Origin of the sequence: Natrinema amylolyticum (assembly GCF_020515625.1) — an archaeon.
In the GTDB taxonomy this organism is placed as follows: Archaea; Halobacteriota; Halobacteria; order Halobacteriales; family Natrialbaceae; genus Natrinema; species Natrinema amylolyticum.
Map to the genome: position 1 here is coordinate 70,694 of NZ_JAIWPJ010000004.1, position 15,404 is coordinate 86,097.

At 63.6% G+C, this 15,404-nt stretch carries 12 protein-coding genes; 8 read left to right on the forward strand and 4 right to left on the reverse strand.

Annotated features, from left to right (window positions below; all coding sequences use genetic code 11):
• Nucleotides 1-29: 29 nt before the first annotated feature.
• From LDH66_RS19150 to LDH66_RS19160, 3 genes are read right to left on the reverse strand one after another with little or no spacing between them, the layout of a single operon-like run.
• Nucleotides 30-1,031, reverse strand: a complete 1,002-nt coding sequence (locus tag LDH66_RS19150) for an LLM class flavin-dependent oxidoreductase (protein WP_226482686.1) — start codon at nt 1,029-1,031, stop codon at nt 30-32.
• Nucleotides 1,028-2,710, reverse strand: coding sequence for a hydantoinase B/oxoprolinase family protein (locus LDH66_RS19155; protein WP_226482687.1), 1,683 nt, complete (start codon nt 2,708-2,710; stop codon nt 1,028-1,030). The genes LDH66_RS19150 and LDH66_RS19155 overlap by 4 nt, the downstream gene beginning before the upstream one ends.
• Nucleotides 2,707-4,779, reverse strand: coding sequence for a hydantoinase/oxoprolinase family protein (locus tag LDH66_RS19160; RefSeq protein ID WP_226482688.1), 2,073 nt, complete (start codon nt 4,777-4,779; stop codon nt 2,707-2,709). Before LDH66_RS19160 ends, LDH66_RS19155 begins: the two co-directional genes overlap by 4 nt.
• Before the next feature lie 301 nt (nt 4,780-5,080).
• Here LDH66_RS19160 and LDH66_RS19165 point away from each other — a divergent pair, with 301 nt between their 5' ends.
• Nucleotides 5,081-5,866, forward strand: a complete 786-nt coding sequence (locus LDH66_RS19165) for an acetoacetate decarboxylase family protein (RefSeq protein WP_226482689.1) — start codon at nt 5,081-5,083, stop codon at nt 5,864-5,866.
• Nucleotides 5,867-5,928: 62 nt separating this feature from the next.
• Here LDH66_RS19165 and LDH66_RS19170 read toward each other — a convergent pair whose 3' ends face one another.
• Nucleotides 5,929-6,939, reverse strand: coding sequence for an alcohol dehydrogenase catalytic domain-containing protein (locus LDH66_RS19170; RefSeq protein WP_226482690.1), 1,011 nt, complete (start codon nt 6,937-6,939; stop codon nt 5,929-5,931).
• Between the two features lie 455 nt (nt 6,940-7,394).
• Here LDH66_RS19170 and LDH66_RS19175 point away from each other — a divergent pair, with 455 nt between their 5' ends.
• The 7 genes from LDH66_RS19175 (at nt 7,395) to LDH66_RS19205 (ending at nt 15,380) form a co-directional block, all read left to right on the forward strand.
• The gene (locus tag LDH66_RS19175) at nt 7,395-8,402 is read left to right on the forward strand and encodes a TIGR04024 family LLM class F420-dependent oxidoreductase (protein WP_226482691.1); all 1,008 of its coding nucleotides are present in this window, start codon (nt 7,395-7,397) and stop codon (nt 8,400-8,402) included.
• Nucleotides 8,403-8,570: 168 nt separating this feature from the next.
• Complete coding sequence (locus LDH66_RS19180; RefSeq protein WP_264182544.1) at nt 8,571-9,521, forward strand: LLM class flavin-dependent oxidoreductase; 951 nt, start codon at nt 8,571-8,573, stop codon at nt 9,519-9,521.
• A gap of 136 nt (nt 9,522-9,657) precedes the next feature.
• Nucleotides 9,658-10,587, forward strand: a complete 930-nt coding sequence (locus tag LDH66_RS19185) for an MBL fold metallo-hydrolase (protein ID WP_226482693.1) — start codon at nt 9,658-9,660, stop codon at nt 10,585-10,587.
• Nucleotides 10,584-11,315 carry an MBL fold metallo-hydrolase gene (locus LDH66_RS19190; RefSeq protein WP_226482694.1) on the forward strand — a complete coding sequence of 244 codons (732 nt, stop codon included), beginning with the start codon at nt 10,584-10,586 and terminating at the stop codon, nt 11,313-11,315. Before LDH66_RS19185 ends, LDH66_RS19190 begins: the two co-directional genes overlap by 4 nt.
• A gap of 297 nt (nt 11,316-11,612) precedes the next feature.
• Nucleotides 11,613-12,818, forward strand: coding sequence for an acyl-CoA dehydrogenase family protein (locus tag LDH66_RS19195; protein ID WP_226482695.1), 1,206 nt, complete (start codon nt 11,613-11,615; stop codon nt 12,816-12,818).
• A 2-nt stretch (nt 12,819-12,820) separates the two neighbouring features.
• Nucleotides 12,821-13,981 carry an acyl-CoA dehydrogenase family protein gene (locus tag LDH66_RS19200; protein ID WP_226482696.1) on the forward strand — a complete coding sequence of 387 codons (1,161 nt, stop codon included), beginning with the start codon at nt 12,821-12,823 and terminating at the stop codon, nt 13,979-13,981.
• 280 nt (nt 13,982-14,261) lie between these two features.
• A complete protein-coding gene (locus LDH66_RS19205) occupies nt 14,262-15,380 on the forward strand; it encodes a phosphotransferase family protein (RefSeq protein ID WP_226482697.1) in 1,119 nt (372 codons plus the stop codon).
• Nucleotides 15,381-15,404: the final 24 nt, after the last annotated feature.

A 15,404-nucleotide genomic window follows, 5' to 3' on the forward strand; every position in this document is an offset into this window, starting at 1 on the left:
CTACGAAACGGAAATCGAGACGGGTGCTCTCAGGGACCGAGCGCGGAATCCGCGAGCACCTCGTCGTGAAACCGCTCGTTCTCCGCGGTTCGGTCGGGCGGAAACAGGCACATGACGTGATCGACGCCGAGTTCTTCGAGCGCTCGCAGTCGCTCTCGACACGCCTCGGGCGGTCCCGCGACCGCGAAGCGGTCGCCGAGATACTCCCACACCTCGTCGTCGATGTCCTCGAGCGCGTCTGCCTCTTCGTCGCCGTGCTCCTGCATATCGTGAGCGTCGACGAGCGCGCGGAGGTCGGCTTGCACGTCGTCGGGCGCTTCCGCGACCGAGAACGTGAAGTTGTGGTAGGCGATCGGTTCGATGACCGGTTTGAGTTTCTCGACGGCTCTCGCTTTGGTTTCCGCGACGCAAGTCGGCGTGAGCGTCACGATATCGAGGTCCTCGAGCGACCGCCCGGCCCGTTCGGCCCCTTTGCGAACGTTCGCCAGCCCGAGTTCCTCGACGGTCTTGGGGTTCGGACCGCCGCCGAAGATGACGCCGTCGGCCACCTCGCCGGCCATCCGCAGCGTCTTCGGGCCCTCCGCAGCGACGTATACGGACACGTCGCGTCGTCGCGACTCGAGGCGGAACGGCTCGCCGCCGAACGTGACTTCCTCGCCGCGAAGCAGACTGCGGATTTTCGTCGCACTCTCCGCTAGCTCCTCGACGGTCGCCGGCTGCTGTCCGACCGAGTAGACGGCGCTGTCGCCGGCGCCGATGCCGAGCACCGTTCGGCCGTCGGCGAGCTGGTCGAGCGAGGCGATCGCGTTCGCCGTCACCGACGGATGCCGACTCTTCGGGTTCGTGATGCCGGGCGCGAGCGTCAGTTCGTCGGTCGCCGTCGCACACGCCGCGAGCGTGACGTACAGATCGGTGTAGAGCTGCTGGGAGTCGATCGCCCAGAGGGTGTCCCAGCCCCACGCCTCGAGCGAGCGGGCGTAGTCTCTCGCGTCGGCGACGGAGTCGCTCGCGACGAAGCCGCCGAATTTCATGACTCGTCGGCCGGGTCGTATCCGTAGACGTCTCGAGCGCGCTCTTCCGAAATCAGCCCCCGCTCGACGTCCGCCGCGACGCGTTCGGGATCGCGGTCCTCGGGATCGCCGTAGCCGCCGGGCGTCGCGGAGACGAGCGTGAGCGTCTCGCCGGGCTCGAGCGTGCCGGGGCCGTTCGGCGGAACCTCTTTTCCGTCGCTCGAGGAGGCCGTCGTCGCCCGTTTCCCCGATCGACCGCCGCGGAAGCCAGACGGATCGCGGTCGGCGCGGCCGGAAGTGAGCGCGAAGTACACCGGCCGATCGGTCGGGTTGCGGTACGACGTCCGCATCGCAGGGCCAGACCGATGCTCGCCGGCCCCCTCGGTGTCGGGAACTAACGCCGTCTCCTCCCATCGGAGCGGACTGTAGCGTTCGAACATCTCGATAGGGGTGTTCTGTCCGTTGTACGGGAAGTAGACGCCGGGGATTCCGTCCTTGTCGGCGCTGGGCGGGAGGCCGCCGGCCGTTCCGCCCACGGCGATGAACTCGTCGCCGTTCTCGTCGGCGCCCGAGAACGGCGCGAGTTGAATGCCCGCCATCTCGGAGAGCGCCGATTCGGGGACGGCCTGTCCCAACGCGCGAATGAGCGCGTCCTCCGCCCGCGAGTAGGTGAGGTGGCGCCCCATCGTCGCCTTCGGCCGATCGCAGTTGAGGATCGATCCCTCCGGTGCGGTCACCTCGATGGGCCGGAAGAACCCCTCCGCGTTCGGCAGATCGGGAACGAGCATGCACTTCACGATGTACTCGGTGATGGTGATGATGTTCCCGAACGGACAGTTGATCCCGCCCTCGACCTGCGCCGACGTCCCGGCGAAGTCGACCTCGAGGGCGTCGCCGTCGATCGTCGCGGCGACGTGAATCTCGAGGTCGTGGTCGGCGATGGTGAACTCGATCGAGTCCTCGTACGTGCCGTCGGGCAGGTCGGCGAGTTTCTCGCGCAGTGCGCGCTCGGTCCGGTCGATGACCTCGCTCGCGACGCGGTCGAACGTCTCGGGGCCCCGCTCGTCGACGATTTCGCGAACGCGTTCCTCGCCGACCGTGTTCCCTGATCGCAACGCCTCGAGATCGCCGAGCGCCTGGTGGGGGATCCGGACGTTGCTCCGGATAATGGAGTCGACCGCGTCGTTTCGCTCGCCGGCCTCGTAGAGCTTCGTCGGCGGAATCAGGATCCCCTCCTCGTACACCTGTTCCGCATCGGTCGACCAGCCGCCGCGGTTCCCGCCGACGTCGTCGGTGTGACCGAGACTGCCCACGATTCCGACGAGATCACCGTCGTGGAAAACGGGGTTCAGGACGACCACGTCCGACAGGTGACCGCCGCCGATCCAGGGGTCGTTCGTGATGACGGTATCGCCCGGTTCCAGCGTCTCCGGCGGGAAGTGATCCTCGAGAATGATCCGCGTCGTCCGAGACAGCGCCCCCGAGAGAACGGGGACGGACTGGTCGGAGAGGCCGATCGCATCGCCGTCGGCCGTCATGACCGCCGTCGAGGCGTCGGCTCCCTCCCGAATGGAGAAGGAGTACGCCAGCCGCTCGGCGGCGTCGTACATCTCGTCGGCGGTCGCTTGGAGCCTGTTCCACAGCACCTGAGTCTCTAAGCCGGCCGAATCAGCCGTGTCGGTGTCGTCTGTCTCGCTCATAGTTCGATAGTGATGTCGTAGTTGTCAGCCACGCTGACGCTCGAGTCGGGATCGGCGACGACCGTCGTCTGGTCGGCCTCGACGACGACGGGGCCGTCGATCGTCTGGCCCGCCTCGAGCCCGTCCCAGCGGTAGACGTCGGTCGCGATCGTTCCGTCCTCGGGGCCGAAGTAGACGTCGCGGCCGTTCGGTTCGTCGCTCCCGCCCTCAGGAACGGCGATCTGTGCGGTTTCGGCGGTGCGATCGGCCTCGGCGAGTTCGAGCCGGTACGTGAGTACCTCGACGGGGAACTCCAGGGTCTCGCGGTTGAACGTCTCCTGATAAGTCCGTTCGAACGCCTCGCGAGCGACGTCGGGCGTCACGTCGTCGATAGCACGTCCCTCGAGGGGCACTTTGATCTCGTGACCCTGATCGACGTGGCGCATGTCGAGGCTGAGAGACGCCTCGGTCTCGTCCGGATCGATGCCCGCCCGCTCGAGTACCGCCGCGGCCTCGTCGCGGAGCGCATCGAACTGTCGCCGGAAGTCTTCGGCGGTCAGCGACGCGAGGACGGCCTGGCTCGTCGAACTGGCTTCGTACATGCGCGGCGCTTCGGTGAGCCCGATCGAGGACCCGACGCCCGCACCGTACGGACAGACGACCTCGTCGATGTCGAGCTTCCTGGCCACGCGGAACGCGTGCGAGGGGCCGGCGCCGCCGAGCGCCGTCATCGAGAGTCCGCGAGTGTCGATGCCGCGGGAGGCGGCGTAGCGGCGGAACGCCGTGGCCATGTTCTCGTTGACGACCTCGAACACGCGCCAGGCGGCCTCGGTCACCGATAGGTCGAGCGGATCGGCGAGCGTCTCGGCGAATATCGACTCAGTGCGCTCCGCCGCCAGCTCCATCCGGCCGCCGTAGAAGTTCTCGGGGTCGAGGTAGCCGAGCAGGAGCGAAGCGTCCGTCACAGTCGGCTCCTCGCCGCCCTGATTGTAACAGATCGGACCGGGATCGGAGCCGGCCGACTCGGGACCGACTTCGACGAGTCCGACGTCGTTCACGGAGGCGATCGATCCCCCGCCGGCGCCGATCTCGGTGAGATCGATGAGCGGCGAGACGAGGTCGTAGCCGCTCCCCTCCTTGAACCGGTGGACGCGGGCGACGTCGGTCTCGTACTTCATGCGGATGTCGCCGTCCTCGACGACCGATCCCTTCGCCGTGGTGCCGCCCATGTCGAAGGAGAACACGTCGTCGTTGCCGTGGTTCTCGCCGAAGATGCGCGAGGCGAGGACGCCCGCCGCCGGACCGGACTCGACGAGTCGGATCGGTTCCGCCTTCGCCGTCTGCACGTCGACGATACCGCCCGACGAGGTCATCATGTAGACCTCGCCCGCGAACCCCTCGGACTGAAGCTCGGAACCGAGGAACTCGAGGTAGTCCGCTACGACGGGTGCGACGTACGCGTTGATGACGGTCGTCGACGTTCGCTCGTACTCTCTGATGACGGGAACGACGTCCGCGGAGAGCGAGACGTTCAGGTCGGGATACTCGTCTTCGATGACCTCGGCCGCGGCGCGCTCGTGGGTGTCGGACTCGTAGGAGTGCAACAGCGACACGGCGACGGAGTCGACGCCGTGGTCCTCGACAAGCGTCCGAGTCCGCTCGCGGACTTCCTCCTCGTCGAGCGGTTCGACTACCTCGCCGTCGTCGGTTAGGCGCTCGTCCAACTCGAGACGGCGCTGGCGGGGGACCAGCGGGTCGGGATACTCCATCTCCCAGTCGAACATGTCGTAGCGCGACCCGCGCCGGAGTTGGAGCGTATCGCGGATTCCCTCGGTCGTGAGCAGCCCCGTCGTCGCTCCCGTGCCTTCGATGAGCGTGTTCGAGACGAGGGTCGTGCCGTGAATGACTGTGTCGAGATCGTCGAACGAGACGTCGTTCTCGTCGAGGATCCGACGGGCCCCGGTCAGCGCCCCCTCCGCCGGATTCGCCGGCGTCGTCGGCTCCTTATCGATGGTGACCGACCCCGACTCCCGGTCGACCAGCGTGAAGTCGGTGAAGGTCCCGCCGATGTCCATGCCAAGTGTATACATATGACGTTCATCAGAAGTGACAACGAACAGTCTGATATATGTTGGGGTGAGGGGGCCCTGTAGGCGCGACACAAACGATCAAAGGTATGAGCGGCGGGTCACATCCAGTCGGACTCGACAATTCGAGGAGATCGTCGACCGATCTAGCGAACCGTTCCAGTACTGACTCGAATAGGGTATCCAGCGATGTTTTGCGGACAAAGAGGGGAGGCAATACAACGCAAAGAGCAGCCGAGAGCGGTGGGTACCGAGGAATCCGGGCGAGCCAAAGCGTTAATATCCGGGCCGATAACCGCAGACTATGTCCGGATTTGTTCGATCCCGAGACGAGGTCGAGGCGATTCAGGAGCGGATGGCAGAGAACCGCTTTTACGACGCGAAGCAGGTGGCGATCAGGTTCCTGACTCGCGAGTCGACGGTCGATCGGATCCTTCCGCCCGGTCTGGAACCGACCGAAGAGCCGATAGTCCGGGTAGACGTGGTCGACGTCGGACGGAGTAACTGCGTCGGCTCGTTCCACGGCGCCGGAGTCTACGTTCGAGCGCACCACGACGGCCGCGTCGGAGAGTACTGTCTGACCATGCCGATGTCGACGGAGGCCGCGATCACGTGGGGACGAGAGTTGTTCGGCGAGCCGAAGAAAAAGGCCGATATCTCGCTCGAGCGTGCCGGAAACGAGGTTCATGGACGAGTCTCCCGGCGAAACGAGTCGCTCATCGAAATCGATGCGACCATGAAAACGAACCGGCAACCCGATCCGAATTCACAGACGATCTACCACTACAAGGCACTCCCCGACGTGACCGGACGAGGGTTCCAGTTCGATCCGACGCTGGTCCGAGTTACGCTCGAGAGCGACCTCCACACGTTCGAAACCGGTTCCGGGTCGGTCTCGTTGGGAAACGGTTCCGACAGCCCGTTGGGGGAACTCGAAATAGAAACGGTTCTCGGAGCGTCGTACACCGAAGCAGACTTGCGTTCGACCCAGGAGAACGTGACCACCGTCGACCCCGAAGCGTTCCTCCCGTACGCCTTCGGAACCGGACGTAGCAACGATTGGCTCGAATTGGACAACATCTCCGATTGAAACGTCGCCCGAGTTCTCCCCTCACCGAGGTCCTTCGCGACCGTCTACGCGTCTGCGAACTTTCAGGGCTCGACGACGAGTTTGCCGACCGTGTTCCGATCGTCCATGTCGGCGAATGCGCGGTCGGCATCTTCGAGCGGATATCGCTCGTGGACGACCGGCTCGAGTCGACCGTCTTTGACGAGGTCGACGAGGCGCTCGAGATCCAACTGCGTTCCCATCGTACTCCCGATGATTCGCTTGTGATTGAGGAAGAGGTCGCCCATGGTGAACGTCGAGGTCGGCCCGGCCGTCTGTCCGCAGACCGCCATTCGTCCGCCGCGTCGCAGGACGTTCACTCCTACCTCCGAATACGGACCGCTGAGGTGATTGATGGTCACGTCGACGCGGCCGATTTCGAGAACCGCTTCGCGTAACTCGTCAGGGTCACCGGATTCGACGACGTGATCGGCACCGAGCGTCTCGAGCCGATCGAGTTTTTCCCGCGAGGTCGACGTCCCGATCGTCCGTGCGCCGAGGATATCGGCGAGTTGGACGGCCGCCACGCCGACGCCGCCGGTCGCGCCTGGGACGAACACGAGGTCACCCGGACCGACTTCGGCCTCCGTGAGCATTCGAAACGCCGTCATATACGCGACGGGAATCGCCGCCGCCTCCGCCGGGTCGACGCCGTCGGGGAGGCGAATGAGCCGGTCGGCTTGCACCGCCGCGTACTCCGCGAGGCCGCCGTGATAGAGGTCGAACCGTTCGCAGAGGGTCTCCGGACCGTCCCGACAGTAACGACAGGAGCCGCAGGTCTGGTTCGGACAGAGGAGGACGCGATCTCCGGGCTCGACGCCGTCGACACCGTCGCCGACCGCCGAAACGGTACCGGCAACGTCCATCCCGGCGATGTACGGCAACTGTTCCTCGTCCACCCGGAAGCCGTCGCGGAGGATCCACAGATCGTGGTGGTTGATCGAACAGGCCTCGACCTCGAGCACCGCCTCTCCGGAACTCGGCTCGGGATCGGCGAACGATTCGACTTCGACGTGCTCCGTACTACCGATTCCGGTGAACGCTGCAGCGCGCATATCAGTTGAATGGAACAGCCGGCGATATATAGCTGCTGTTCGACGAAATGAGTCGGCTGCTTTCCGATTCGGTCCGCGAACGATGTTCACGGACACGAGTCTGTGTCACGTGGCCTCAGCCATCGAGGATGCCGCCGATCTCGATCGAGCGACCGCATCGTATCGCGGTTGTCGGCAGTTTCAGGTGGGCTTTGGCTCGTGCTTCGTCTCGGATCGATCACTGGTGTCGACGCCGCGCTTTACGCGAAACGCTCGTAGCGTTCGCTGGCGGCTCGAATTCGGACGTGCAGGGCTGTGAATTCAGGTATCGAAATCGATCGCAAGCGCGGTATGTTATCGAGAGAGGCGATGAACGACGGATAAACGGGTCGGTAGGCCTGTATGTTTATAATCGATCGACTGGAAGTACGGGTGATGTTCCGGTGTGAAACGAATTTCAACGGAGGAGACAACGCATGAGCGCGGCCCTCGATCTGGTCGTGATGACCGGCGATCACGACACCCACGGGACGATCGTCGACCGAGCCCGTCGGGCGGAAGAACTCGGATACAGTCGCGTTTCGATGGGCGAGGCGACGGGGTGGAGCATCGTTCCCACGCTCTCGCTGATCGCCGATCGAACCGACGACATCGGCATTTCGAACGACGTCTTTTCGCCGTACGGTCGGTCACCGGCGGTGCTCGCTCAGACGAGCCTCGCCTTGTCCGACCTCTCGGACGGGCGCTACCGGCTCGGGCTCGGCCCGAGTTCGCCGGCGCTGACCGAACACTGGCACGGGACGTCGTTCGACCGTCCGTTGCGACGACTTCGCGAAACCCTCGAGCTAGTGCGGGCGATCTGTACCGACGGAACCGCAACCTACGACGGCGAGATTTTCGACCTCGATGGATTGTCCTACGATCGGGAGCTTCCCGAGACGCCGCCGAAGATCGATCTCGCGACGCTCGGCCCGAAGGCGACGGAGTTGACCGGTCGATTCGCGGACGGCTGGGTCCCCCAGCTGTTCTCGCCGACGGGACTCGAGGAGCGGTTGACGGACCTCGAGCGAGGTCTCGAACTCGGCGGACGCGACGCGAGTGACGTCCGCGTCAGTCCGCTCCTGCGGTGTATCGCTAGCGAAGACCGCGAACAGGCTCGCACGAAGGCGCGGTCGATGATCGCGTTCCTGATCGGAGCCTACGGCCCGTACTACGGCGATTCGGTGGCTTCGCAGGGGTACGAAGACGTGGTCGAAAACGTGCGAGCGGCGTGGGACGACGGCGATCAGGAGAAGATGGCCGCAGCGCTTCCAGAGGACGTTCTCGACGAGTTCGCAGCCGCGGGGACGCCGGCAGAGGTTCGGTCGCAGGTGACGCGGTACGCCGATATCGATGGCGTCGACGCGGTTCGGGTCGGCTTCGTCGGCGGAATGACCGACGCCGAAAAGGAAGAGACGATGACGGCTCTGGCCGACTTGCTATAACCCGCGTCACGCTGTCGGCGCGCAACCGATTACCGATGCTCGCGGAGCGTCCGAAACCGACCGGAATCGCCGTTGTCGTCGGTGACTCGATCGTGAGGCAGTACTGACACCGGAACAGCCTTCATCACGGTCGTCGTGTGGTGTCACATGACGGACTATGGTTATTTATTGCCAACGCGGGGTGCGGTCCTGACGAGCGACGACGAACAGGCATTGGCGGCGAAAACGGCGAGCGACGTACTCGGATTAGCGCGCCGGGCCGAAGCGACCGGGTTCAGTTCGGTCTGGGTCGGCGACAGCGTCCTCGCGAAACCGCGTCACGAACCGCTGTCGACGCTCGCAGCCGTCGCGTCGGAAACCGAAGCCGTGGACCTGGGCACCGCCGTCTACTTGCCGGATCTGAGAAATCCGGTCCACGTCGCCCATCAGGCTGCGACAGTGGATCAACTGAGCGGTGGACGACTCCGACTCGGCGTCGGCGTCGGTATCGGACCGGACGTCGAGGCGGAGTACGCGAATCTCGATCGTACCTTCCGCGAACGAGGGGCCAGAACTAACGAGTTACTCGAAATCGTTACTGAACTCTGGAACGGAGACGCCGTCGACTATAACGGGGAGTACTACGATCTCGAGGACGCGAGCATCGGGTTCGAACCGGTCGGCGAGGTGCCGATATACGTCGCCTCAGCGGCGTTCGATCCGTCGGACGGCTTTCCGAGATCGATCGAGGAGCGACTGGCCACACACGGCGACGGCTGGCTCCCAATCGGATTCGGGCCGGAGCAGTATCGCGACGGATTCGGGGAAATCGCAGCCCTGCTCGAGGAGTCCGGACGGTCGAGCGATACGTTCCGCAAGGCGATCTATCTCGACGTGGTCATCGACGAAGACGAGTCCCGTGCGATCGAGACCGCCAGGTCGTTCTACGAACGGTACTATCCGGCCTGGCCGACGCTCTCGGACGACCAAATTCGAGACAAGGGTGCCTTCGGACCGATCGAAACCGTCCGAGAGACGATCGACGCGTACGAAGCCGCCGGCGTTGAGACGATCGCCGTCAGGTTCACGACCGACGCCCAGCGAAAGCAGCTCCGAACGTTCGCTCCACTCGTCGGATAAGCACGGGTTCGTGATCCGTCTCAAAACCCGATCTTCGACGCGGTCGACGTGGACCGATCGATAGCGACTGTCCCGAGCAGATATCCAGACCCATACCAAGAACTATGCACTTACAGATGGTGTGGATAGGTAGAACATGCCACAGGAGGTATCCAAGCCCAAATACCGAGAACTCAGCGATGGCCTCTACTGGACCCAGGAGTGTCTCCCGCTGGGAACGCTCAGCGAACTGGAACGGTTCGATCTCGAGCGGTGGGTCGAACCTGACGAGGACGTCCACGGTTGTCAAAACGCGTATCTCTTTTCGGACGAGCGGAATCTATTGTTCGATACCCTCACACAACCGAACAGCGAGCACGTCGTGGAACTGATCGACGAGTTGCTCGATGGGGACGATCTCGACTATCTCGCCATCTCGCACCCGGAAGCCAACCACGCCGGCAACACCTTCACGATCCTCGAAGCGTATCCGGATGCGACGCTACTGGTTCCCGGCGAAGCGGCCGGTTACGGAAGCGGACACAGTGCCGAACACGAACTCTATCATATCGCGGCCGAGACGCCGGCGGACGTCGACCAGGTTCCGAACGAGATTCGATACGTTGAACCGGGAGATTCGATCGACCTGGGAACGCACACGGTCGAGTTCGAAGCGCCGCTGTTCCCCGACCACTCGTTTACGCTGTGGATGAGCGAACGAACGACGAACACCCTGTTTACGGTCGATTGGATGGGATTCCTCCACCAAAATTCGAACTGCGTGAAAACCGCGAGCGAACTCGACCGCGACGTCGCGGTCGAACAGGTGTTTCGGTTTCACGCACTGGCGTTTCCGTGGATGCGATTCGGGGATACCGACGCGATCGAACGCGCCGTCGACGACGTCAGAGAGCGGTTCGACCCCGACGTCATCGCTCCGGCCCACGGCATGGTCATGACCGAGGATCTAGACGCGTATCTGGACCGCTTCCTCGAGGCCGTCACGGCGCTGTCTCGCGAAGGTGAACGGAGCAACATGGAGAGCAAACTCGAGTACATACTGCGGCCGCCGGAGGTGGACCAATGACGACGAAACTCACCGACGACGTCCACTGGATCTCGAGTTGCCATCCGGACGAGGAGTACCACATGCACATGTCCGAGTACCTGATCCAGGGCGAGGACGGGACCGTTCTCGTCGACTCGGGATCGAGCCACTACCGCGACGAGATCATCGAAGAGATCGATCGACTCACCGACGGGACCGGGCCGGACGTGGTACTACTCACCCACTCGACGCTCCCCCACACCGAAAACGTTCCCGCGTTCGAAGCGAAGTGGGGCGAGATCAAGACCATTGCCGCCACGGGGCGGTATCCCGAAATCGTCGGTCTGCCGAACGCAGAAGCTCGACAGCTCAACCGGCCGGTCGAGTTCGCCGGCCGGCCGCTCACGTGTATTCACCCGTTGCTCACCGACGTGACGGTCTCTCAGTGGGCGTACGACCACGAGTCGGGCGTCCTGTTCACGGCGGAGGCGTTCGGACACTATCACGACCCCGGGAACTGCGAGTTAACGACGGCCGAAATCGACGGTGGCGTTTCCGCCGACCACATCGACGACTTCTATCTCGACAAACTCCCGTTCATCGATTATCTCGACCGTGAGAAGCTCGGTAACGCCTTCGAAATGCTGTTCGAAACCCTCGACGTGACGTACGTCGCCCCCATCCACGGCAATCCCGTCTCGGGCGAGGATATCGACCGCTACGTCGCTGACGTCCTGGAAGCGCTCGAGCCGCCGGAGGGCGCGTAGTACTCAGGTACGTCCGACGACGGAGCGGTTGGAACGCCTTTTATCATCGAACCCGCCAAAACGATTCTCTCGAGCGTCTAACGCGACGGGGTCATCAGATCCGATGCTATCAATCGCGTTCCGGTCTGATCGTCACGGTGTTCCGATTCGCGTTTCCGGACCGAATCCGCCACAGCCGTACCGGATGGGCGCTACGATTCAGCCTCGAGATATTCTCTCGGTAAAACGATTGGACAAATGCACATATATTATGTGAGTTGACGTGTTCAGGTCGTATCGGAGGCGGATAGCATTACCATGGACTTTAGCTATACGGACGAGCAAGACGCGTTTCGCCGCGAATTGCGAGCGTGGCTCGAGGAGAACGCCCCGGACGGTTGGCTCGAGGATCCGGAACTTCCCGATGACGACGCCGAACGCGTCGAGTTCCTTCGAGACTGGCAGCGAACGCTCGCCGACGACGGCTGGGCGGGCGTCCACTGGCCCGAAGAGTACGGCGGACGGGGCGCGTCGTTGATCGAGCAGGCGATCTACCGCGAAGAGATGGCTCGAATCAACGCGCCACCGCAGATCAACCTCATCGGAATCAACCTCATCGCCCCGACGCTGATCGAGGTCGGAACCGAAGAACAGAAACGGCGATTCCTCCCGAGTATCCGCAGTGCGGAGGAGATCTGGTGTCAGGGCTATTCCGAGCCGGAAGCGGGCTCGGACGTCGCGAGTCTGTCAACGAGCGCGGAGCCAAACGGCGACGGCGAGTGGATTATCAACGGGCAGAAGATCTGGACCAGTTACGCTCACGTCGCCGACTGGTGTTTCCTCGTCGCGCGAACCGACGACTCTGGGAAGAAACACGAGGGGCTCACCGTCTTCCTCGTCGAAATGGACCAAGACGAGATCAGCACGGAACCGATCCACCAGCCACACGACGACCGGACCTTCAACCAGGTCTACTTCGACGATGCGGTCGCCTCCGAAGACCTCGTCGTCGGCGAGATCGATCAGGGATGGGACGTCGTCATGACGCTTTCGGCGTTCGAGCACGGTTCGACGTCGATCTATACGATCGAACAGCGGTATCTGGACCTCCTCGAGTACTGCCGAACCGAGACGCGAAACGGGACGCCACTGATCGAACGGGACCGAGTCCGACAGCAACTGGCGGATTTCGATGCGCGTATTCAGGCGGCGAAGGCCACGCACCTCAGGAACGTGAGCGAGCAGATGGAGACGGGAACCCCCGGACCGGAGGGGTCGATGGACCTACTTGTCAGCGACGAACTCAGAAACGACCTACTCAACTTCGCAGTGAACCTGCAGGGACCGGCCGCGGCCCTGTGGGAGAACGGTCACAACGCCTTCGACGAGACGTCCGGCTACATCCGATCGTACGGCGCGTGGATCGCCGCCGGAACGGGAGACATCCAGCGAAACATCATCGGCGAGCGGGTGCTCGGCTTGCCGAAGGACATCAAGAGCGAAACGAGCCACCGGAGTGAGTAACGATGGATGCGAGACTAACCGAGGAACACGAGCGCGTACAGGAGACCGCACGGGAGTTTATCGAATCGGAGGGCGGAATCGACCTCGCGAGGCGACAGATCGACGGCGAGAACGTCATCGACGACCTGTGGGACGAACTCGCCGACCTCGACTACACGGCGATCACCGTTCCGCTCGAGTACGACGGATTCGGCGAGGGGATGGTGTACCTGGCGGCCCTGCTCGAGACTGCGGGTCGATACGCACTGCCCGGGCCGCTCCCCGAGACGGCGGCCGTCGCCGTGCCGTTGATTCGCGATCTCGGCACCGAAGAACAGCGGTCGCGGTTCCTGCCGGCGGTCGCCGACGGCGACCTCCGCATGAGCGTCGCCGTGTACGACGACGAAACCGAACCCCTCCCGGGCAGTATTCAGATGGGAGTCGAACGTCGCGGCGACGAGGAGACGACCGAGTTCCGACTCGAGGGGACGAAAACGCTGGTTCCGTACGCCGCGGAGACCGATGTGGTGATCGTCGCCGCGCGAACGAGGGAGAGCCAGGGATACGAAGGCGTCTCGCTGTTCGCGATCGAAACCGACCACGACGCCGTCGAGGCGACCCGGATGGACAGCCTCGATTGGGCTCGGCCGATGTACGAGCTGTCGATCGACGGACTCACGGTCGGCGAGGACGCGCTGCTCGGTCCGCTACACGGCGGCGGAAGCGCGCTCGTGACCGCGATGGATCGGTTTTCCGTCGCGGGGACTGCGATGCTCGTCGGGGCCGCCGACAGGGCGGTAGAGCTCTCCGCCGAATACGGCAACGAGCGCGAACAGTACGGGCATCCGATCGGCCGGTTCCAGGCCGTCAAACACCGAACGGCCGACATGTGGGTCGATATGCAGAGCGCCCGCTCGCTGGTCTACTACGCCGCGTGGGCACTCGACGAGGACGAACCGGACGCCGCGCGCGCCGCCGCCGCGACGAAGTCCTTCGCGGCCGACCGCTTACACCGCGTCTTCGGCGACGACATCTGGAACCACGGCGGGATGGGATTCACCTGGGATCACGACGCTCACATCTACCTGAAACAGGCCAAGAGCTGGCGGAACTTCCTCGGCTCCCCCGAAGCGAATCGGGATCGACTCATCGACTCACGGCTCGCTGCCGAACGGAAACGGTAAGCACAGCCCTCGCTCGAGCAGTTCGACTTCCGCAGTCGGGCCGCCCGGCTTCGATTGCAAACGATCGGCACGCGGTGCCGTCTCGTTCTTGCAGATTCGTCGCCGCCGAAACGGTGTCTCGTCAGTCCTTAGGGTTATATGTGGGTTCGGTGTTACCTAGTAGCATGATACATCGGTGCGTTTCGAACGGCACGCTCACACCGAAACGTCCCCGGACGCTCGAGCGAAAAAATCGACCGCTCGGAGAACTGACGGTGCTTTCACTCGCTGGAGTCTCGACATGACACGTTCAACTGACTCCGACTACCTCGACCGGTTGATCGACACCGACGCGCTCCGGCGGTACCTGGAGACGACGCTCGGTCCCGCGGACAGGCTCGAGACTGAGTACCACCAGGAGGGGCAATCGAACGAGACGCTCTTTCTCCAGTGGGGGGATCGCGATCTCGTGCTTCGGCGACCGCCCGCCGGAGCGACGGCCGACTCCGCACACGACGTACTCCGGGAATATCGGGTCATCGAAGCCCTTCAAGACGCGGACGTACCGGTCCCCCGGACGGTCGCGAGCTGTGACGACCACGGCGTCATCGGTGCCGATTTCTACGTGATGGAGCGGTGTCGCGGCGACGTGATCAGGGACGAGGAACCCGACCGGTTCGGCGAACCGCGCTACCGACAACTGGTAGCGGATCGATTTATCGACACGATCGCCGACATCCACGAGATCGATCCCGCAGCGGTCGGTCTCGACGATTTGGGGCATCCAGACGGGTACACCGAACGGCAAATCGAACGGTGGACCGACCAACTCGAGTGGGCGTTCGAGCGGACGGAACGGGAACGATCCGTCCCGTTGCTTCGGGAGATCGCCGATTGGCTCGCCGCGAACGTCCCCGAGGAGTACGATCACACGCTGGTTCACGGCGATTACAAGCTCGATAACGTGATGTTCGCGCCGGGCGGGGGACGCGACGCGTCCCCGAACGAGCGAGCGAGCGACGCCCGCGAGCAGTCGCCGGAGATCGAAGCCGTTTTCGACTGGGAACTGTGTACCCGCGGCGATCCCGCGATGGATCTGGGATGGATGCTGGTTTACTGGCCTGATCCGGGTGATCCGGAGTTCGAGGGCCAACTGTTTCCCCAGTTTTTGGTCCGAGACGGCTATCCGACTCGACGGGAACTCGTTGATCGCTACGAGGATCAAACCGGTCGAACGTTCGATCATCATCGGTTCTATCGAACGTTCGGCGTGTTCAAGATGGCCAGCGCCTGTGAGATGATGTACCGACGGTATCTCGAGGGGAACGCGAACAACGAGACCTATCCCCTGATGGAACGGCGAGTTCCGCGCCTCGCGGAACGTGCCGACCGGATCCGAACGGGCGATGAACCGTTGTAGACTCGTTCCTGGTTCGCCAAGAGG